Genomic DNA, 20,635 nt, shown 5'->3' on the forward strand with positions numbered 1-20,635 from the left:
TCCGATGCTGCGGTGCAATAGAAACAGGACGCGCAGCGCTGACGATCATAAGCGCCCGCGTCAAGCGCGGATTGGGCCAGTCGCGGCTCGAAGGGCTTCAGAATTCCTGCGTGATTTCCCGGCGGCAGGGGCCAAGCTGCTCGATCACGAAGGAATAATCGGCCTCGGCGATGCGGCGTGCATTGGCATCCTGACCGAGGTTGGCGGATGCGGGCAGTCGCGGCGGCAATGTGCAGGCGAGGCGATACCAGCGCAGCGTATCGGGCTGCGGCGGGCGCGCGGACGAATCGATGATCTCCCCCCACGACACGCCCCAGACCGGTCGCTGGCCCGGACGCCGCAGCACGCTGATCGACATGGGAGAGCGATCCTGCGTGGCGAGGAAAATCTGCGTTTCCGATTCGCCCACCAGCGTCCCCTGCACTGCCAGAGCGTCGCTGACGGCGCTCACCACCGGCGGCTTGTCACGCGCCACCAGCGCGGCCAGCACCGGGCGGACGCGGGCTTCGAGCTCGGGTGAATAGTCGAGCTGGGCGTTGCGCCCGGTCAGCTGAATGGCACCCGGACGCGACGGAACGAGATCGGCGAACAGCAGCATTTCGCGGTCTTTCAACCGTTCGGGCCGTCCGCGCGCATCCATAGGCACATCGACGAGATAGTTGAGCGATTCGCCCACCGCCGAAGGCCCGGAAAGCAGCGCCAGCGTCTGCGCCTCGATGTAAAGCCGCGCGAATCCGGGGGCGAGGCCGGGCGCGCGTTCGGGTTTGACCGTAATCTGACGGCGAATCTCGACCCTGATTACAAGGTCGCTGCGTTCCGCCAGCGTCACCAAATCGGCGTAAGTCGCCCGCTGGGCAGGGGTTGCGATGGGGGCTTCGGGCGCCTGGGCCTGCGCCGCAGCCGACCCGATGGCAGCGCCCGCGACAATCCCGGGGATGACGAATAGGTGCCTGAATTTCTTTCTTAAAATTGCGTTAAGGCCCGTCATTTTCAGAATTTCCCGTGGCTTGGAGTGCATTGGCTCGACAGTCTGTTTCATAGGAGGCTGTCCCCAGTGAATCGGCGCTGAACCGTAAAAGCGTTTGATTGCCTAGGGCAGGGCCGTTAAAGCCCAAATGGCCTGCACCGAGGTTGGGGACAAGATCGGGGCGGGCATTGCTGTTCGGATTCACTCGCTTGCGGGTGGGCACGGCAGCCTACCGGGTCTGGATTTTCGCGTTGCTGCTCACCGGGTTGACGAGCGGTGCCGAAACAATCGAGAACCGGGTGGGAGATCAAGATTCTGGGATTCACGGACCCGGGTCTAACTCAGCGCTTCTGAGCGAATCGGGGGTTCTGGATTGACCTGTGCCGTGAAGATTTGTGTCGGGCATCCGCCTGACTTTGTTATGGAGAGAAAGCGACTGGATGGCCTACGCTGACCAACAAATGAATGGGAGTAAGGTAACTTCCATTATCATCGTGGCGTTGATCCATGTGCTGATCGGGTATCTGCTCATCTCCGGCCTGGCCATTTCGGCCGTGAAACAGGTCGTTGAGCGGGTTACCACGGTCGACATTGAGGAACCCCCGCCCCCTGAGGAACCGGACGAGCCGCCGCCCGAGCAGCCGCAGGAAGTGGCACCGCCACCCCCGGTAGCTCCGCCGCCGCCGATCAACATCGCGCCGGCACCGCCGCCGATCCAGACGCAGCCGACGATTCCGCCGCCTGCTCCGCCGGCGCTGCGGATTCCGCCGCCCGCCCCCGTAGCGCCGCCCGCGCCGCCCCCGCCGCCGTCACAGGCCCGTGGAGCGAGCACCCGCGACGAACGCCGCTGGGCTGCGCGCATCCAGGAAAACTATCCCTCACGCGCTCTGCGTGAGGAAATCGAAGGCACCGTTGGCGTTCGCGTCACCGTCACGCCCGAAGGCCGCGCAGCGAACTGCCAGGTCACCGGATCGAGCGGGTCGAGCATTCTGGACCAGGCCGCATGCGCCGGGATGGAACGCTATGCCCGGTTCAATCCGGCGCTTGATGCTGCCGGCAATCCGACGACGGGCTCGTACTCGACGCGTATCACCTATCGATTGAATTGACGAAACAACTGGGCGGCCGGCTCGGGGATGGGTCGGCAGCCTTGGGGACACTTTTTCAAGAGGACTACTCGCAATGAACCTTACCTATATCCTGGCAGCTGCCGCAGATGCCGAAGCGCCGGTCAACGAATTCGGCTTCATGAAGGCAATGGAAGAAGGCGGCCCGGTCGCCTGGTCGATCCTTGCCGTGATGATCATCATGTCGGTTGGCTCGTTCTACATCCTGTTCACCAAGCTGTTCGAACAGAACAAGGTGATGAAGCAGTACCAGACCGTGCGTGGCACCTTCTGGCGCGCAGCCACCCTCAAGGAAGGCGCTGCCAAGCTCGAAAAGAACAGCGCATGGCGCCAGCTCGCCGATGACGCGGTGACCGCTCAGGACCACCATTCCAAGATGGAAGGTGCCGGCAACGAGATCCACTTCGTCGAAGAAGAACTCGCTCACTCGCAGGACACCATCAACCAGTCGCTCTCGGGCGGTCTGTCGTTCCTCGCATCGGTCGGCGCTACCGCACCGTTCATCGGTCTGCTCGGCACCGTGATCGGCATCTACCGCGCTCTGATCAACATCGGCATCGAAGGTTCGGCCTCGATCGACAAGGTTGCAGGGCCGGTTGGTGAAGCACTGATCATGACCGCTATCGGTCTTCTCGTGGCTGTGCCTGCCGTGCTTGCGTTCAACTGGCTGCAGTCGCGCAACCGTCGCATCAACGCCCTGATGACCGACTTCGCCAACGACATCGTGACCTTCATCGGTTCGAACGGTGCGGTGAAGCCGGCTGTGCCTGCTGCTCCGGCTGCCAAGCCCGCCGCAGCCGCTGCGAAGAAGTAAGAACCACAAGGCTGCCGGGGGCGGGTGATACCCGTCCCCGCCGGCCCTTCGGGTTCACACATTCGGGACGGCGCAAAAAAACCGCGCCGACTTTGCAAGCAACGCTCAGTTTGAGCAGATAGGGAATTCACAATGGCGATTTCGATGGGAGGCGGGGGCGAGACCCCGATGTCCGACATCAACACCACGCCGCTGGTGGACGTGATGCTGGTGCTCCTGATCATCTTCCTCATCGCGGTTCCGGTGGCGATTCAGACGGTCGAGCAGCTGGAAATTCCGATCTTCGAATCGATCGAATCGAAGGACAAGGTCGAAAACCTTCAGCTGACCGTGAGCACCACGGACGCCGAGGGCCGCACCGCCGGGACGATCCGCAGCGGGTTCACCGGCGCGACGCGTACTGGCGAATGCCGGGTGTACTTCAACAACATCACCCCGGTTTCTTCCGAGGAACTCTATGATCGGGCCTTCAACCGGCTTGACGCCATCGTTCAGGCCTATCCGGGCGGAGCAGAGGCGATCATCGAGGATCCGGAAGCGATCCCGCAGGTTCACATCCGCGCGGACAAGGAAGCTCCGTGGCGCTGTGTCGCCGGCACCATCTACCAGGTGCAGGCTGCTGGCTACCCGACGGTTGGTTTCATTTCGAACCCGGTCGATCCGAACGGCTAATCGCCGTCCGCGACCTCGTTTACGAATTTAAGGAGTAACTGACAAGGGTATGTCCGGAGGCCAACTCGACGGCGAACCGATGATCGACATGAACATGACTCCGCTGATCGACGTTCTGCTCGTTCTGCTGATCATGTTCATCATCACCATCCCTGTGGCGACGCACTCGGTCGATATCGACCTGCCGCAGGGCAATCCGCCGCCAACAGAAAACATGGTCGATCCGATCAAGAACAAGCTAGTTCTGACTTCGACCGACCAGATCCTGTGGAATGGTGAAACCATCACCCCCAACCAGCTCGTAACGCTGCTGCAGGAAACGACGACCTTCGCGGTCGAGCCGGAACTGCAGTTCGAACCCGAAGCGCAAGCCAGCTACGATCTCGCCGCCAAGGTGCTGCAGATCATCAAGAGCTCGGGCGTGACCAAGTTCGGTTTCGTCGGCAATGAGAAATATCGCCAGTTCAGCTCGGGCGAATAATCGCTCGCGCCACACGGCACGAAACACGAAGGCGCTGCGGGCAACCGCGGCGCCTTTTTTGTTGGCCAAAAGCGGCATCGGCTCGGACGCACCCTCAACCAGATCAGTCTCGATTAGGCACCTATCGCACTTTGTTATAACATCACATTACCGGGCCGGCTGAACCCTACCCTGTGCCGGCCCGGCAACCTGTGAGGAGATGCCTGATGATCCACGCAAACACCGCCCGCCGCAGCCGTTTCGCCGAAGCCTATGACCGTCGCAACCGCCGCCATCGCAGCGGCGCCATGGGGGAGATGAACGTCACCCCCTTCATCGATGTGCTTCTGGTGCTGCTCATCATGCTGATCATGGCGATCCCGATAAAGGTGCACGAAACCACAATCGACCTGCCCAGCAGCCAGCCTTGCCTGACCTGCACCATGAACCTCGATGAAAACACAGTCGCGATCACTGCCGAAGACCAATTGCTCTGGAATGGCGTCGCGGTCACGCGGGAACAGCTCTCCTCCCAGATCAGCACCGCTGCCGCCTTGCCCGAAGAACCGCTGCTGCGATTCGAACCCGCCGCGCTGGCCAGCTACGACGCCTCAGCCCAGACCATCGTCCTGATCAAGGAGGCCGGGGCCAAACGCTTCGCCTTCATCGGCAATCACAAATACGCGCAACTCGATTGAAGCAGGGCCAGCAATAGCACAAGGGGCGGCGCGGCATTGCGCCCCCCTTATGACGCTCAGCCATCGAGCATATCCTGATCATCCTCAAGCAGCCCCGCCTCAAGCGGGTCAATCCGCATCGCCGCACCCGCCAGGCTTTCCGCTTCCAGCAGCAGTTCGTCATCGACCGCGCCCTGCGGCACCGCTTCGCGCCCGATCATCGTCATCACCGGCACCGCGAGCGGAGACACCCGCTCCAGCTCGACATGGACGAGTTCATGCCGCGAACGCTCCAACAGGTCGGCGAGCCTGCCCACATCCGTCATCCGCGCTCGGGCATCGGCCCATGCCGCTTCCAACAGGACATGATCGGGCTCGAATTTCTTGAGCACGTCGTAGATCAAATCGGTCGAGAACGTCACCTGCTTGCCGGTCTTGCGCTTGCCGGGATGCTGGCGCTCGACAAGGCCGCTGATCACCGCGACTTCGCGGAAGGCGCGGCGCAGCAGATGGCTTTCGGTCACCCATTCGGTGAATTCATGCGTCAGGATGTCGGGTGACAGCAGCGGCACGGGATCGTGCACCGGCTTCAGCCCCCATACGGCGAGGCAATAGTCATTGGCGACAAACCCGCCGGGCATCAGCCCCAGCGACTCCATCCGCCGGGTGATCAGCATGCCGAGGCTCTGGTTCGCATTCCACCCTTCGAAAGTGTAATAGGCGGTGTAATGCTTGCCATGATGCGGGAAGCTTTCGACCAGCAATTCGCCAGGTTTGGGCAGGCGGCTGCGATAATCCTGCACCTCCAGCCATTCGCGCACATCATCGGGGAAACGCCCCCAGCCCGCGCGATCATCCAGCATGGCCTGTACCCGCGTCGCCAGATGGGTGGTAAGCGGCAACCGCAGCCCGCCATAGGAAGGGATGGTCGCGGATTTCTTAGCCGCGCGCACCACAACGTCCATGTCCTTCACGCCTTCGACTTCAAGGCTCATCCCGGCGAAGAAGAACGTGTCCCCCGCCGATAGCTGCGCGGCAAATCGTTCCTCCACCTTGCCCAGCTTGCGCCCGTTCCTGAACCGCACGGTGAGCATTTCGGAATCGACGATGATCCCGGCGTTCATCCGGTGGCGCTGCGCCTGGTTGGGATGGGCAAGCCGCCAGACGCCCGATTTGTCGCGTACGATCCGCTTGAACTTGTCATAGGCGCGCAGGGCATATCCGCCGTTCTCGACAAAGGAGAGCACGCGGCTGAAGGTTGCTTCGTCGAGCCATGCATAGGGCAGCGCGCTGCGTATTTCGGCCAGCAGTTCGGCTTCGTGAAACGGCTCTGCGCAGGCGCAGGCCATCACATGCTGCGCCAGCACGTCGATCCCGCCGGGGCGGAAATCCTCACCGTCGCGTTGCCCTTCGTCGACCGCGTCCTTGGCCGCCATCGCTTCGAGGAATTCGAAGCGATTGCCCGGCACCAGCAGAGCGCGGCTGGGGGTGTCGAGCCGGTGGCCCGCGCGCCCGATGCGCTGGAGCAGGCGCGAGGATCCCTTGGGCGCGCCCATCTGCACCACCAGATCGATATCGCCCCAGTCGATGCCGAGATCGAGGCTGGCGGTGCACACCAGCGCGCGCAACTCACCGCGCGCCATCGCCTCTTCGACCCGGCGCCGCGCCTCGGTCGAAAGGCTGCCGTGATGCACGCCGATCGGCAGCTTGTCCTCGTTCACATCCCACAGGCACTGGAAGATGAATTCGGCGAGAAAGCGCGTGTTGGTGAAGACCAGCGTGGTGCGGTTTTCGCGGATCGCCTGATACAGCTGATCCACCGCCCAGCGCCCGGCATGGCCGCCCCACGGCACGCGCTCTTCAACCGGCAGCAGAATTTCGACCTCCGGCTCCGCGCCTTTCTCGCCCAGCACCAGATCGGCGGCGGCGATTTCTCCGGTGCCATCGGCAGGCTGCGGGCAGAGCCATTCCTGAAAGTCGAGCGGATTGGCGAGCGTTGCCGAGAGCGCGGCCCGCTGCGCATCGGGGGCGATGCGGTTCAACCGGGCGAGCGACAGCGCCAACAGATCGCCGCGCTTCTGGCTGGCAAAGGCGTGGATTTCGTCGATCACGATCCGCTTCAGCCCCGCGAACAGATCGGCGCTTTCGGGATAGGACAGCAGCAGCGAAAGGCTTTCGGGCGTGGTCAAAAGGACGTGCGGCGGCCTTTCGCGCTGGCGCTTCTTGCGATCTGACGGGGTGTCTCCACTGCGCGTTTCAACCCGGATGGGCAGGCCGATTTCCTCGATCGGGGTCAGCAGGTTGCGCTTCACATCCTGCGCCAGCGCCTTCAATGGCGAAACATAGAGTGTGTGCAGCCCCTCCCCCGGTGTCACCCCGCTCGATGGGGCGAAATCACACAGCGTGGGGAGGAACCCGGCCAGCGTCTTTCCCGCGCCCGTATCCGCGACCAGCAAGGCATCGCGCCCCTCGCGCGCCTTGCTCAGCATCTCAAGCTGGTGCCGCCGCACGCGCCAGCCGCGCGCGTCGAACCAGCTCTGGATTTCAGCAGGAATGGAAAGGGGGGCGCTCACCAGTCAGGTGATGGCAATCGCCACCGCCCACCGCAAGGGCGGCTGGACCTATCACTCCCAATTAGCCTTCGGGCTCGATCAGTTCCTCGAACTCGGTTTCCTCGGCCGCAGCCTCTTCCGCCCAGTTTTCGTCCTCCGCCCATTCCCCAGGAGCGAGAGCCGCGCGGATTTCGGCATCGGTGAAGCCGGTTGCGGCTATCACCCGCTCGCGCTCGGCCGGGCTCAGGTCGTCATAGCTGCGCACCTGGGGCAGATCGGCGGTGGCTTCAGCCACCCGTGCCTCCATGTCGCCCATCGCCTCCATCATGGCGGGCAACGCCTCCATGCTCGCCCCCATCATGCGCGGATCGCTCGCCATGGCGAAGCTTTCGCGGGCATATTTGGCGCCGGTTTCGGTGCCGAAGAAAGCCGCGATATCGGCCAACTCACTATCGGTGAAGCGCATGGCATAGGCTTCGGCCAAGGCTTTGCGCAGGCCCGGCTCCATCAGGGTAAGCATCTGCCGCATCATTTCGGGGAAGACCGCGAATTCACGCTCCTGCCGTTCGGCCCATGCCGGGTCGAACAGGCTGGCGAGCGCGGCGGAATCCTCCTCCGACAGGTCGATTTCGAACGGGCTGACGCCGATATTGCGCGCTAGCGTCGACTTGGCCTGCGAACCGCCGAACTGCATCATCGGACGAACGATATCGTCGATCATCTTGCCCATGATATCGCCCATCGTCCCTTCGGGGATCATCAGAGCGACAATCCGCTGCGCGGCGGGCAGGCGCGCTTCCTGCTCAGGCGTCAGGGGTTCCTTGGGAAACAGCGTGCCGAGCGCGCCCATGACCTGTTCCAGCTCCGCCTTCGACGCGGCGAGATCGTCCGTGTCATCCTGAGCCAAGGCAGGCGCAGCCATGGCCAGCGAAAATCCGGCGGTGGCTGCAAACAGGGTGCGCTTGATCGACATTTGCGGTTCCTCACTCTTTTTTGTTTTGCCGGACTATGCCCTGCCAATGGTTACGATTCCACCCGCCTGAGGCCTGACCCTAGAACGCGGCAAGCATCGCGGGCGTCACATCCTCGCGGCGGTCGAGCATCGCCTGCAGCAGCGCGATCTGCGCCGAGCATTCGCTGGGGCCTTCATCGCCGGACAGCCATTCACGCAATTCGTCAGGCTCCACCTCATACCGCGCCGCCGCCGCAGCGAACGCCCAGTCCGGCGGGGCCGCATCATCGACCGGTACAGGCGCAGCGGCAAAACCGCCCGTTCGCAGCAGGCCCATGGCGACGCTTTGTTCGAACCGCCGCCAGTCTTCGCGCATTTCCGGCATGTCGGCACCGAAATTGGCGGTGGTGACTTCGGTGCAGGCGTCCGCACCCGCCTCCTGCGCGGTGGTGAGCCAGGCAAGACGCAGTTCGGCAATCGCCAATGCCTGTTCGGGCGTCGCGGAGGAGCGTGCGGCGAGCATGCGTTGGCGTAGATAGGCCCTTGCCTGCGCGAAATCGCCGGGCTGCGCGGAAACCCGCTTGAGAAGCTCCGGCGTAAGCGCGCCATCGGCGGAAACCAGCCCGACATAATCGAGGCTGGCGCCGAACAATTCGTCGATCATCGCCTCGACCTGATCAGGATCGATCCGACCCGGCGCAGGCCCTGTCTCGACTGGCCGGGCCGGACGCTCGACCACGGGATAATCGCCCGTCCGCTCCGCCCGATCATCATCGCCGCTGCACATGGCGACCAAAAGGACAAGGCCGAGAAAGCCCCAGTGCCAGTTGTTGCGCAGCAGGGTCCACTCGTCTGACAAGGACAGCGTGACCTGTGTGTCTCGTCCGCCAGCGGTCGGAAGCAAGGCTTCGCGCTCGGCCTCGGGCACATATCGGCCCGCGTGCCTCCATTCCGGGTCAGGATCGGGATCAAGCCCTATGGCTTCCTCGCGCCGATCAAGCGGAGGGGGATCATAGGTGACCTTGTAGCCGCCGCCATGTTGCCAAGGGGAGGCGCGTTCCGGCTCCGGCTCCGGCTCCGGTTCGGGTTCGGGTTCGGGTTCGGGTTCGGGTTCGGGTTCGGGTTCGGGTTCGGGTTCGGGTTCGGGTTCGGGTTCGGGTTCGGGTTCGGGTTCGGCGGGCGCCTCTTCCACGGGCGCAGGCGTGTCAATCGGGGCGGCTAAGACCGGTTCCGGCGCTGGCACGGGTGCGCGCGACACAGGCGGCTCCGCCTCGGTCTGGCCCTGCTCCCGGCGCATGGCGGCGGCGAGGAAAAGCGCCTTTTCGCGCGCCTCGGTCAGCTCGGCAAAGGCGGAAATGCGCATTGCCTGCGCGTCAAGATCCGCCCGGCGCGCCGTGTAGGCGGCGTGGATCGCGTCCCTGTCTGTCGTCTCGGCAATGCCGAGTGCCGACCAAGGCCAGTTGTCAGACCTAGTGCCCAACGCTCTCCCCGCGTTCGAGGCCCGACAGCGCCAGCTGCTCGTCGATCTGCGCGATAAGCCGCTCCAGACCTTCCTCGCTGTCGCTTTCGGCGCGGGCGACGAGCACGTCCTGCGTGTTCGAAGCGCGCAGCAGCCACCAGCCGTCCGCCGTGTTCACGCGGACGCCGTCGGTCGCATTGACGCTTTCGACCTCGGGGCCGGGATTGGTCGTCAGTCGCTCGGTCACTTCGGCGATGGCGGGGAACTTGCGCACCTCGTCCACCTGGAAACGCATTTCGGGAGTGTTGAGCATGGCGGGCATGGCGCTGCGCAGCTGTGTCACCGACTTGCCCAGCCGTGCCGACGCAGCAAGCAGCCGCACCCCGGCATAAAGCGCATCATCAAAGCCGTAGTAATCATCGGCGAAAAAGACGTGCCCGCTCATTTCGCCGGCCAGTGGCGAACCTGTTTCCTTCATTTTGGACTTGATCAGCGAATGGCCGGTCTTCCACATCAGCGGCTCCCCGCCATGGGCCGCGACGTGATCGAACAGCGCGCGGCTGGCCTTCACATCGGCGATAACCGTGGCTCCTTGGTGGGATTTCAGCACGTCTTCGGCATAGATCATCAGCAATTGATCGCCCCAGATCACGCGACCTTCGCCATCGATTGCCCCGATCCTGTCGCCATCGCCATCAAAAGCCACTCCAAAATCGAGGTTCTTTGCCGCGACGAGCGTACGCAAGTCCGCCAGATTGGCTTCAACAGTCGGATCAGGATGGTGATTGGGAAAATGTCCATCGACATCGGTGAAAAGCAGGTGATGCTCCCCCGGAAGCCGCGCGGCCAGCGCCTCCAAAGCGGGTCCGGCGGCGCCATTGCCCGCGTCCCAGCCGACGCGGAGGCCGGACAGGGCCTCTGCGGGGACACCGGCCAATCCTTCGAGCAGGCGCTCGACATACTCGCTCAGGATGTCGCGCGAGCTGACGCTGCCCGTCCCGTCAGTCCAGTCCCCGCGTGCTGCCAGTTCCCCGAGCTTCTGGATGTCCGCCCCAAAGAACGGTCGCCCCTGAAATACCATTTTGAAGCCATTGTAATTGGGGGGATTGTGGCTGCCAGTTATCTGAATGCCGCCCTGTACATCTTCGGATGATGCCTCGGCGTAATACAGCATCGGGGTCGCCCCCAGCCCGATCTTGACGACATTGCAGCCGCTCGCGGTAAGCCCTTCGACCAGCGCGTGTTCCAGCATGGGTGAGCTCATCCGCCCGTCATAACCAACGGCCACGGTCGGCGCGGGTCCGTCTTCCCCTTCCGCCCGGCGCAGCAGCGAACCAAAGCTGCGCCCGATTGCCCGCGCATCGTCCGCGCCCAGCGTTTCACCAATGATCCCGCGAATGTCGTATTCGCGCAGCACGGTGGGGTGGAATTGGTGAGCCATGATCGGAGAAGTCCCTGTTGTACTGTTTGGTCTATGCCGATCACCTTAAACGCAAATATGTTAAACTTGCGACGGTTAATCCGATTTTTGGCCGTCCTCGCGATCAGGCAATTCCGCAAGCAGCAGATCGCGCGCGTCGTTGGCGTCGTGGACCTGTTTCGACGATCCGCCTTTATCGGGATGCACCACGGCAATCAGGCGTTTGTGCGCGGCGAGGATCTGTTCGCGGCTGGCGCCTTCTTCCACCCGCAGCAGCTTGCGCGCGTTCAGCACCGCCTGCCCGCGCGTCGGCTTTGAGGTCAGGTAGCTCCACGGCCACTCGCCCATGGCCCAGCGGAACATCACGCAGATCAGCGCAAGGATGATCGCATATTTGAGCATGGATCAGGCCAACTCCAGCGTGGCTTGCGCCTTGGCGAATTCGGGCAGCTTCAATGCCTTGAGCAGGGCGCGCAATTCCTGCCGCGCGACAAGGTGGCTGGTGCCCAGATCGCCCAGATGCCCTTTGTCGAGCAGGGTCAGGCCGGAGGGGAACAGCTCGCGATAGATCACGCGTTCGGACAGGCCGTGAACCACGCGAAAGCCGACACGCTTGGACATTTCGTTCAGCGCCTTCTCGATACGCGCCATATTGCGCGCCTCGGTGTAGCCGGTGCGGTTGCGCACCACGATCCAGTCCATCTCGGGGCGCTTTTCCGCAATCGTGGCGCGGCTGCGCTTCATCCGGGCTTCCCAGATCAGTTCGGCAAAGAACGACAGCTTCTTCACCTTGAAGCTTTCCGCATCGACCTGCCCGATCAGGTCGAAATCGACGAAGCTATCGTTCATCGGCGTCACCAGCGTATCGGCATTCTCCACCGCGCAGCGCGCCAGCGGATCGTCGCGGCCCGGATTGTCGATGATCAGAAAATCGCAATCCTGCTCAAGCCGCCGGATCGTTTGCAGCAGGGCAGTTTCATCCCCTTCCCTGAACACCTCGCATGCAGGCGTCGGCAGCTCGATCCCGCGCCGCTGCATCGTGTGGAACCGGTTTTCCATGTAGCGATGCGAAGTGCGTTGGCGCGGATCGAGGTCCAGCATGGTCACATGCGCCCCCATATAGGACAGCGCCACCGCGACATGCACCGCCGTGGTCGATTTGCCGGTGCCGCCCTTTTCATTGGCAAAAACAATACGGTGGGCGGGCATGCGGGTCATCCTGGCTGGCCTTCCATGAACGGCGGAACGACGGCATTGCACCGCCATTCCCGAGAGGGTTTGAGCGCGGCGCCGCAAGCGGCTAATGCGCGGGGAATTGTTCCGCCAATCGTATCCGAGGGGAAATCTCCGTGCAAACCGCGCATGCACTCGATGTGTTGAGAACGCAGGTTGATCGCCTGCGCACAGGCGGGGCAACCATCGGACTTGTGCCGACCATGGGCGCGCTTCACCAGGGGCACCTCACGCTGGTCCGGCGCGCGCGCGAGGCCTGCGATCACGTGGTCGCCTCGATCTTCGTCAACCCGACCCAGTTCGGCCCCAATGAGGATCTCGACGCCTATCCGCGCCAGCTGGCGGAAGATGCGGCGATGCTCGAGGCGGAAGGTTGCGCGCTGCTGTGGGCGCCCACTGTCGAGGAGATGTATCCAGACGGGTTCGTGACCAATGTCTCGGTGCGCGAGGTCAGCGAAGGGCTGTGCGGCGCGGCCCGGCCCGGCCATTTCGACGGGGTCGCAACGGTGGTGTGCAAGCTGTTCAACCAGGTCCGCCCTGACATGGCATTCTTCGGCGAAAAGGATTTCCAGCAGCTCGCCGTGATCCGGGCGATGGCGCGCGATCTCGACCTGACACAGCCGCATTTCCGCTCCATCATCGGCGTGCCCACCGTGCGCGAGGCTGACGGTTTGGCCATGTCGAGCCGCAATCGCTATCTCTCGCCCGAAAACAGAGCCGCCGCTGCCACTCTGCCACAAGCCATGAAGCAAGCGATCGCGGCGATCGAAGGCGGCGGGGAAGTCGGCGCTGCGCTCGCCGAACTGCAATCGCAACTGCTTGGCGCGGGGTTCGCCAGCGTCGATTACGCCACTCTGGCCGATGCCACTTCGCTGCGTCCACTCACCGCATTTTCTGGCGCAGCGGCGCGGTTGCTGGTAGCTGCGCGAATTGGCGGGACGCGGCTGATCGACAACATGGCGGTCGGCTGACGGGCGCGAAGGGATACATTCGATGTTGAAGCATTTCTGGGGTTCGCTCCTGTTCACCGCCGTCTGCCTTGCGCTGGGCGGCTATTACGGCTGGGTGCTGCACGGCACTATCGACGGGATGCTCGGCATCTTGTGGATCTGCGCGGTTCTGGCGGTGCTGGAAGTATCGCTGTCGTTCGACAACGCAGCGGTGAATGCTTCGATTCTCAAGGACATGGACCCGGTGTGGCAGCAACGGTTCCTGACCTGGGGTATTGCGATTGCGGTGTTCGGGATGCGGATCGTATTCCCGCTGGTGATCGTCATGGTGGCCGCCGGGCTAGGGCCGATAGAGGCCATCGAACTGGCGCTCAGCAAACCGGCCGAATACCAGCGCATCGTCAGCGGTGCGCATATCGGCCTGATGGGCTTTGGCGGGGCGTTCCTCGGCATGGTCGGCCTCAAATTCTTCTTCGATTCGGACAAGAACCTGAACTGGATCGACGCGATCGAGCGCCCGCTTGCCCGCGTGGCCGATATCGAGGCGATTTCGATCGGGCTGGTTCTGGCCGGAACCTGGGCCACCGCGACCATGCTTTCTGATGCCGACGCGCTGACCTTCATCATTGCGGCCATCGGCGGAATCCTGACCTATCTCGCGGTCGAGATCGTCAATCACGTGCTCGAACCGCCCACTCCTTCATCCGGCGACGTGGCAAAGGCCGGGTTCGGCGCGTTCCTCTATCTCGAAGTGCTCGACGCCAGCTTCTCGTTTGACGGGGTGATCGGCGCCTTCGCGCTGACGAACAATCTGATCATCATCGCCATCGGTCTGGGAATCGGGGCGATGTTCGTGCGTTCGATGACGATCTTCCTCGTGCGGCAGGGAACGATGTCGGAATACCGCTATCTCGAACATGGCGCCTTCTACGCGATTCTCGCGCTTTCGGTGATCATGTACATCAACACCTTCGCGCATATTCCCGAAGTCATCACCGGGCTGATCGGCGCGGTGCTGATCGGGCTGGCGTTCTGGTCGTCGGTGCGTTCCAACCGCGCCGATGCCAGGAATGCGCAAGGCGAAGCGTCTGCTTGACGCAAGACCGATTTTGATGGCAATGGGCCTCGCCTGAGCGGGCGGGTATAGCATAGTGGTAATGCTCTAGCCTTCCAAGCTAGCTAGAGGGGTTCGATTCCCCTTACCCGCTCCAAACCTTCTCCCCCCACAACCAAAACTTTGTGTTGTTCGCAGGATTCGCGCATTAGCTGGCGGGGCATGCGAAAACTGACCCATCTCGAACGGCTCGAAGCCGAAAGCATCCATATCTTCCGCGAAGTCGTGGCCGAGGCTGAAAACCCGGTCATGCTGTATTCGGTGGGCAAGGATTCCTCGGTAATGCTGCATCTGGCGCGCAAGGCGTTCCACCCCGCGCCTCCGCCCTTCCCGATGCTGCATGTGGCGAGCGGCTGGGACTTTGCAGACCTGCTGGCTCATCGTGACAAGACGGTGCGCGAATACGGGCTGGAACTGATCATCGCCCAGAACGAGGATGCCGAGGAGCAGGGGATAAACCCCTTCGACACCGGCAGCGCGCTTTATTCGCAGGCGCAGCTTACCGATCCGCTCAAGCGCGCCCTGACCCAGCATGGCTTTGACGCGGCATTCGGTGGCGGGCGGCGCGACGAGGAAAAGGCCCGCGCCAAGGAACGCGTCTTCAGCTTTCGCACCGCTGCCCACCGCTGGGACCCGAAGAACCAGCGCCCGGAGCTGTGGAACCTCTACAACGCGAAAAAGAACAAGGGCGAAAGCATCCGCGTCTTCCCGCTGTCCAACTGGACCGAGCTCGATATCTGGCAATATATCGCGCTCGAAAAGATCGACATCGTGCCGCTCTATTTCTCCGCCCCGCGCCCCACGGTGGAGCGCGACGGCATGGTGCTGGTGGTGGATGATGACCGCTTCCGGCTGGAGGATGGCGAAGAGCCGGTGACCCGTTCGGTGCGTTTCCGCACACTCGGCTGCTACCCGCTTACCGGCGCCACGCTAAGCGAGGCGACCGACATGAACGCCATCATCCAGGAAATGCTGCTCGCCACCGGGTCCGAACGTCAGGGCCGCGCCATCGACAAGGGGCAGTCGGCCAGCATGGAAGACAAGAAGCAGGAGGGGTATTTCTGATGACCAACGCCCCTTCCTTCCAAACCGACGCTTTGATCGCCGAGGATATCGACGCCTATCTCGACGCGCATCAGCACAAGAGCCTCTTGCGCTTCATCACCTGCGGCAGCGTGGATGACGGCAAATCGACCCTGATCGGGCGGCTGCTTTACGATTCGAAGATGATCTTCGAAGACCAGCTCGCCGCGCTTGAAAGCGACAGTGCAAAACACGGGACGCAGGGCGACCAGATCGACTTCGCCCTGCTGGTCGATGGCCTTGCGGCGGAGCGCGAACAGGGCATCACCATCGATGTCGCCTATCGCTTCTTCACGACCGAGAAACGCAAGTTCATCGTCGCCGATACGCCAGGGCACGAACAATACACGCGCAACATGGTGACAGGCGCTTCGACCGCCGATCTGGCCGTGATCCTGATCGATGCGCGCAAGGGCGTGCTGCAGCAGACACGGCGCCATTCCTACCTCGTCCACCTGCTCGGCATCCGGCATCTGGTGCTGGCGGTGAACAAGATGGACCTGGTCGGCTACGATCAGGCGACCTTCGACGCGATCGTCGCCGATTACGCCGCTTTCGCTGCGGAAGTCGGCATCGAAAGCTTCACCGCAATCCCGATTTCGGGGTTCAAGGGCGACAACATCACCCTCGCCCCCTCTGCCCAGACGCCGTGGTACAACGGCCCGTCGCTGATCCACCACCTCGAAACCGTCGAAGTCGCGAACACCGCGGCGCAGGAACGCGCTTTCCGTATGCCGGTGCAATGGGTGAACCGCCCTAATCTCGATTTCAGGGGCTTTGCCGGCCAAATCGCCAGCGGAACGATCCGTCCGGGCGATCCGGTGCGGATCGTTCCGGCGGGCAAGACCAGCACGGTCAAATCGATCTCCACCTTCGATGGCGATCTGGAAGAGGCGGTGGCGGGCCAGTCGGTCACGCTGACGCTGGCTGACGAAGTCGATTGTTCGCGCGGGGACGTGATCGCGGCGGCGGGCGATCCACCCGAAGCATCGGATCAGTTCCGGGCCACCATTGTGTGGATGGATGAAACCGCGATGAAGCCGGGCCGGGGATACTGGCTCAAGATCGGCAGCCAGATGGTGACCGCAACGATCCAGCCCCCTGAGTACGAGATCGACGTCAACAGCCTCGATCGGCTGGCGGCCAAGACGCTGGACTTGAACGCGATCGGGGTTGCCGAATTCGCGACCGACCGGCCGATCGTGTTCGAACCCTATGCCAGCAGCCGCCAGCTAGGCGGGTTCATCCTGATCGACAAGTTCACCAATGCCACCGTCGGCGCAGGGATGATCGAATTCGCCTTGCGCCGCGCGCAGAACGTCCATTGGCAGCCGACCACCATCACGCGCGAGGATCACGCCAATCTGAAGAACCAGAAGCCGCGGGTCCTGTGGTTCACCGGGCTTTCGGGATCGGGCAAATCGACCATCGCCAACGAGGTCGAAAAGCAGCTGGCGCTGATGAACCGCCACACCTTCCTGCTCGATGGCGACAATGTGCGGCATGGGCTCAACAAGGATCTGGGCTTTACCGAGACCGACCGGATCGAGAACATCCGCAGGATTGGCGAGGTTGCCAAGCTGATGGCGGATGCGGGGCTGATCGTGCTCACCGCCTTCATCTCGCCGTTCCGTGCGGAGCGGCAGATGGTGCGCGCGATGCTGCCGGAGGGCGAATTCATCGAAATCTTCGTCGACACCCCGCTGGAGGTGGCCGAACAGCGCGACGTGAAGGGGCTCTACAAGAAAGCACGTTCGGGCGAGCTCAAGAACTTCACCGGGATCGACAGCCCCTATGAACCGCCCGAAGCACCGGAAATCCGGGTCAACACGGTGGATATGACCCCGCAAGAGGCTGCCGAATACATCATCAGCCAGATAATGCCGCTCAAGTGAACCTGCGTGACCTCTCCGATGCCGAACTCGCCGCCACGCTGGCGGTGGAGGCCGGGCGCATCCTGAAGGATGTGCGCGAAACAAGCGGTCTTGAGGGCAAGGCGCTGGGCAAGGCGGGCGATGCCGCCGCCAACGCCTATCTGTGCGAGGCGATCCGCGCGGCGCGGCCTGAGGACGGGCTGCTTTCCGAAGAGGAAAAGGACGACACCGCGCGCTGCGCAATGAGCCGGGTGTGGATTGTCGACCCGGTTGACGGCACGCGCGAATATGGCGAGCGGCGCAGCGATTGGGCGGTGCATGTCGGGCTGGCGGTGGACGGCTTGGCCACCACCGGCGCGGTCGCGCTGCCGGGGCTGGATGACGGCGTGGTGCTGCGCAGCGATGTTGTCGAACCGTTGAAGCCTGCGGCCCCAACCCCGCGCTTCCTCGTCAGCCGTACGCGTCCAGCGAAAGAGGCCGTTGCCGTCGCCAAGGCCATGGGTGGCGAATTGATCGAAATGGGCAGCGCCGGGGCCAAAGCGATGGCTGTGGTGCGCGGGGAGGCGGAAATCTACCTGCATTCGGGCGGTCAGTACGAATGGGACAATTGCGCCCCTGTCGCCGTGGCGCAGGCGTATGGCCTCCATTGTTCGCGGATCGACGGATCGCCGCTCGTCTACAATCGCGAAGACACTTACCTGCCCGACTTGCTCATCTGTCGGCCGGAATATGCGGATACGGTCTTAGGACTCGTCCGCGGGAGCTGAGATCGCCGGGATGGGGTTTTCCTTGAACGGTAGGGCAATTTCGATCTCGACCCGGCGGTTTGCGGCACGGCCTTCTGCGTTGGGCGATCCGTCGGGCAAGGCGTTGGGCTCAACCGGGTTCTGCTCGCCGAACGCGATGATCTCGATACGGTCAGCGGCGATGCCGTTTTCCACCAGCCAGTCCCGCACTGTTTCGGCCCGCGCCCGCGAGGCGCGCAAATTGGCCGCGTCATTGCCGCCCGCATCGCTATGCCCGCGCAGGATGATCGGCCCGCCAAGGGCAATCTGTTCAGAAGCAAGCGCCGCCTGAACCTGGGCAACCGCAGCGGTATCGAGCGCGGTTCCCCCTGCAGGAAAGCCGATAGTCAGTTCCAACGGCTCAAGCTCGGGTTCGGGCTCATCCGGCTGTTCGATATCGGTCCGCAAGATCGAGATTGTCTCGCTCGCCTCTGGGGTCGGTTCGGCTTCGACATTGGCTGTCGGCGCTGTGTCTTCGGGCGGTTCATCCGTCTGCGCACAGGCACCGAGCGCGGCGATCAGAGCAAGCGGAAGAATGGGTGTTCTGGTTTTTGTCATTGCGAGCATCAGGGAATTCAACGGAATGTCTATCGGGTCCTCGGGTTGGTTTCTGGAAGGGTGCCGGGTTTGGCCGCTTCGCCTTTCGCGCTTTCGCGAGCGGCGCGTTTGTGGGCCTGTTCCTCCTGCGACTTGGGCGGAACGAAGGAGATGATCGTGTCGCCCGGACGCGGTTCTGGCGTGGCTGCGTGGGTGAAGAAGCGCAGCGTCCCGTCTTCGCGCACCAGCAGCAGCATGGTCGCGCTGTCGGGCAGCTTTTCGCGCGCATCGTCAAAATCGAATTCGTCGGACAGGCGGGTTTTCTTGAAGGCCCAGCCCTGCCGCTGGCGCTCGTTCACATCGGTCACGCCGAAACCGTCAGTAAATAGGGCACGGCCGCGAATGCTCTCGGGCAACGCGTGGCGATCGTCGCCTTCGCTGTTTTCGCCAAGTTGATAGACCGAATCCCGGCCGATCTCATGCGCGAACTCGTTGCAGACGAGTGCGTTATACGCCTCGTTATCGGTTGCCGCGACGAGCACCTGGAACGGTGACAGGTCAAGGTTGTGTTCGGTCGCCTCGTTGAGGATTTCGCCGTGGTAGAACGACAGACCCTCGCGCCGTGCCGCGCCCAGCCTTTGCCAGCTTTGATCGACGATCATCACCGGTGTCTTGATCGCCTCCATCTGCTTGGCGAGTTCGATCGTCCACGCGGTCGATCCGACGATGAGCAGGCCGGGCCGCGATGTGCCCTTCACCCCCAGCAACCGCGCAACCAGATTGACGGTGAAGCCATGCGCGATCACCGTGACTACCACCACCGCGAAACTCAGTCCGATCAGCAATTGCCCGCCTTCGATCCCGAGATCGCCCAGACGCAGGGCAAACAGGCCGGAAATGGCGACCAGCACGATCCCGCGCGGCGCGATCCACGCGACGAACAGCCGCTCGTTCCACGGGACATCGGTGCCCAGCAGGCTGATGAGTACAGTCAGCGGGCGGACTAGGAATAGTAGCGCGAGCAGGAACAGCAGCGGGCGGATGCTGGTCTGGAGATAGGTCAGCTCCTCCCATTTGAGGGAGGACGACAGCAGGATGAATATGCCGGAGACCAGCAGTACCGCGACATTCTCCTTGAACGGGTGGATCGAGCGGATGCTCGAAACATCGCGGTTGGCCAGCGTGATGCCCATCACGGTTACGGCCACCAGTCCAGCTTCATGTTCGATCTGGTTGGTCAGCACAAAAACGCCGATCACCGTGGTGAACAGCACCGGCACCTTGAGATATTCGGGGATCGCTCCGCGTGGGAAAAGATAGGCGATTGCCCGCGCCGCCGCATAGCCAACCAGACCTGCGAGGAGCGCGGCTATGATCAGCGGCGGCACCACGTCGAGCGGAGTCGCGCCGGGGTTGTCCTGTACGAAGCGGAAATATTCATAGGCGATCACCGCGCACAGCGCGCCGGTGGGATCGTTGACGATGCCTTCCCACTTCAGGATCGAATTGGGCCGCGGCTGGACATTGGCCTGCCGCAGAAGCGGGATCACGACGGTCGGCCCGGTGACGATCAGGATACCGCCAAACAGCACCGCCACAGGCCAGACGAGCCCGGCGATATAGAACCCCGCCAGCGTACCCAGAGCCCAGCCGATCAGCACGCCCACCGTCGCAAGCCGCATCACCGCCTTGCCCGAATGGCGCAATTCGCGCAGGTCGAGGCTGAGCCCCCCTTCGAACAGGATCAGTGCGACGCCGACGCTGATCATCGGGTCAAGCAAATCGCCGAATGTGGCTTCGGGATCGATCAGGCCTGTCACGGGCCCGGCGATGAAGCCCGCTGCAAGCATCAGCACGATGGCGGGCCATCCGGTCCGCCACGCCAGCCATTGCGCCCCGATGCCCAGAGCGCCCACGGCGGCGATTACAAGTGCTTGTGATGTCATATGAGTTTTTCGA

19 protein-coding genes and 1 tRNA gene are annotated in these 20,635 nt (G+C 63.0%); 11 read left to right on the top strand and 9 right to left on the bottom strand.

The genetic code is table 11. From position 1 onward, the window contains the following. Positions 1–97: 97 nt before the first annotated feature. A complete protein-coding gene (locus L1K66_RS01275) occupies positions 98–988 on the bottom strand; it encodes a hypothetical protein (RefSeq protein WP_252259266.1) in 891 nt (296 codons plus the stop codon). Positions 989–1,428: 440 nt separating this feature from the next. Here L1K66_RS01275 and L1K66_RS01280 point away from each other — a divergent pair, with 440 nt between their 5' ends. From L1K66_RS01280 to L1K66_RS01300, 5 genes are all read left to right on the top strand, one after another. After that, on the top strand, positions 1,429–2,076 hold the full coding sequence (locus L1K66_RS01280; RefSeq protein ID WP_084155959.1) for an energy transducer TonB: 648 nt from the start codon (positions 1,429–1,431) through the stop codon (positions 2,074–2,076). A 73-nt stretch (positions 2,077–2,149) separates the two neighbouring features. Beyond that, a complete protein-coding gene (locus L1K66_RS01285) occupies positions 2,150–2,908 on the top strand; it encodes a MotA/TolQ/ExbB proton channel family protein (protein WP_252259269.1) in 759 nt (252 codons plus the stop codon). A 132-nt stretch (positions 2,909–3,040) separates the two neighbouring features. Further along, positions 3,041–3,580, top strand: coding sequence for an ExbD/TolR family protein (locus L1K66_RS01290; RefSeq protein WP_252259271.1), 540 nt, complete (start codon positions 3,041–3,043; stop codon positions 3,578–3,580). Positions 3,581–3,629: 49 nt separating this feature from the next. After that, positions 3,630–4,061 (top strand): ExbD/TolR family protein, encoded by a 432-nt coding sequence (locus L1K66_RS01295; RefSeq protein WP_252259274.1) that lies wholly within the window; start codon positions 3,630–3,632, stop codon positions 4,059–4,061. A 206-nt stretch (positions 4,062–4,267) separates the two neighbouring features. Next, positions 4,268–4,738 carry an ExbD/TolR family protein gene (locus L1K66_RS01300; protein ID WP_252259275.1) on the top strand — a complete coding sequence of 157 codons (471 nt, stop codon included), beginning with the start codon at positions 4,268–4,270 and terminating at the stop codon, positions 4,736–4,738. 56 nt (positions 4,739–4,794) lie between these two features. Here the strand turns inward: L1K66_RS01300 and L1K66_RS01305 are convergent, their stop codons facing one another. The 6 genes from L1K66_RS01305 to L1K66_RS01330 form a co-directional block, all read right to left on the bottom strand. Continuing rightward, complete coding sequence (locus tag L1K66_RS01305; RefSeq protein ID WP_252259276.1) at positions 4,795–7,290, bottom strand: ligase-associated DNA damage response DEXH box helicase; 2,496 nt, start codon at positions 7,288–7,290, stop codon at positions 4,795–4,797. 61 nt (positions 7,291–7,351) lie between these two features. After that, complete coding sequence (locus L1K66_RS01310; protein ID WP_252259277.1) at positions 7,352–8,242, bottom strand: DUF2059 domain-containing protein; 891 nt, start codon at positions 8,240–8,242, stop codon at positions 7,352–7,354. A gap of 79 nt (positions 8,243–8,321) precedes the next feature. Next, entirely contained in the window at positions 8,322–9,701 is a 1,380-nt protein-coding gene (locus tag L1K66_RS01315; protein ID WP_252259278.1) for a hypothetical protein, read from the bottom strand. Then, positions 9,691–11,121: a phosphoglucomutase/phosphomannomutase PgmG gene (gene pgmG, locus L1K66_RS01320; protein WP_252259279.1), complete on the bottom strand. Its 1,431-nt coding sequence runs from the start codon at positions 11,119–11,121 to the stop codon at positions 9,691–9,693. Before pgmG ends, L1K66_RS01315 begins: the two co-directional genes overlap by 11 nt. Before the next feature lie 75 nt (positions 11,122–11,196). Next, positions 11,197–11,502: a molecular chaperone DnaJ gene (locus L1K66_RS01325; protein ID WP_252259280.1), complete on the bottom strand. Its 306-nt coding sequence runs from the start codon at positions 11,500–11,502 to the stop codon at positions 11,197–11,199. Between the two features lie 3 nt (positions 11,503–11,505). Continuing rightward, complete coding sequence (locus L1K66_RS01330; RefSeq protein WP_252259281.1) at positions 11,506–12,318, bottom strand: division plane positioning ATPase MipZ; 813 nt, start codon at positions 12,316–12,318, stop codon at positions 11,506–11,508. Between the two features lie 131 nt (positions 12,319–12,449). Here L1K66_RS01330 and panC point away from each other — a divergent pair, with 131 nt between their 5' ends. From panC to L1K66_RS01360, 6 genes are all read left to right on the top strand, one after another. Further along, positions 12,450–13,304 carry a pantoate--beta-alanine ligase gene (gene panC / locus L1K66_RS01335; RefSeq protein ID WP_252259282.1) on the top strand — a complete coding sequence of 285 codons (855 nt, stop codon included), beginning with the start codon at positions 12,450–12,452 and terminating at the stop codon, positions 13,302–13,304. Positions 13,305–13,326: 22 nt separating this feature from the next. Beyond that, complete coding sequence (locus L1K66_RS01340; RefSeq protein ID WP_252259283.1) at positions 13,327–14,379, top strand: DUF475 domain-containing protein; 1,053 nt, start codon at positions 13,327–13,329, stop codon at positions 14,377–14,379. A 41-nt stretch (positions 14,380–14,420) separates the two neighbouring features. Beyond that, a tRNA-Gly gene (locus tag L1K66_RS01345) sits at positions 14,421–14,494 on the top strand. 26 nt (positions 14,495–14,520) lie between these two features. Next, positions 14,521–15,462, top strand: coding sequence for a sulfate adenylyltransferase subunit CysD (gene cysD, locus L1K66_RS01350; RefSeq protein ID WP_407931966.1), 942 nt, complete (start codon positions 14,521–14,523; stop codon positions 15,460–15,462). Beyond that, positions 15,462–17,375 (top strand): sulfate adenylyltransferase subunit CysN, encoded by a 1,914-nt coding sequence (gene cysN, locus L1K66_RS01355; protein ID WP_252259285.1) that lies wholly within the window; start codon positions 15,462–15,464, stop codon positions 17,373–17,375. The genes cysD and cysN overlap by 1 nt, the downstream gene beginning before the upstream one ends. Continuing rightward, entirely contained in the window at positions 17,372–18,121 is a 750-nt protein-coding gene (locus L1K66_RS01360; protein ID WP_252259286.1) for a 3'(2'),5'-bisphosphate nucleotidase CysQ, read from the top strand. Before cysN ends, L1K66_RS01360 begins: the two co-directional genes overlap by 4 nt. On the opposite strand, the gene L1K66_RS01365 is transcribed toward L1K66_RS01360, so the two are convergent. After that, positions 18,098–18,697, bottom strand: coding sequence for an OmpA family protein (locus tag L1K66_RS01365; protein WP_252259287.1), 600 nt, complete (start codon positions 18,695–18,697; stop codon positions 18,098–18,100). The genes L1K66_RS01360 and L1K66_RS01365 overlap by 24 nt on opposite strands. Before the next feature lie 29 nt (positions 18,698–18,726). Beyond that, the gene (locus L1K66_RS01370) at positions 18,727–20,622 is read right to left on the bottom strand and encodes a cation:proton antiporter (RefSeq protein WP_252259288.1); all 1,896 of its coding nucleotides are present in this window, start codon (positions 20,620–20,622) and stop codon (positions 18,727–18,729) included. Positions 20,623–20,635 lie beyond the last annotated feature (13 nt).

Source organism: Erythrobacter aurantius, assembly GCF_023823125.1.
GTDB lineage: Bacteria > Pseudomonadota > Alphaproteobacteria > Sphingomonadales > Sphingomonadaceae > Erythrobacter > Erythrobacter aurantius.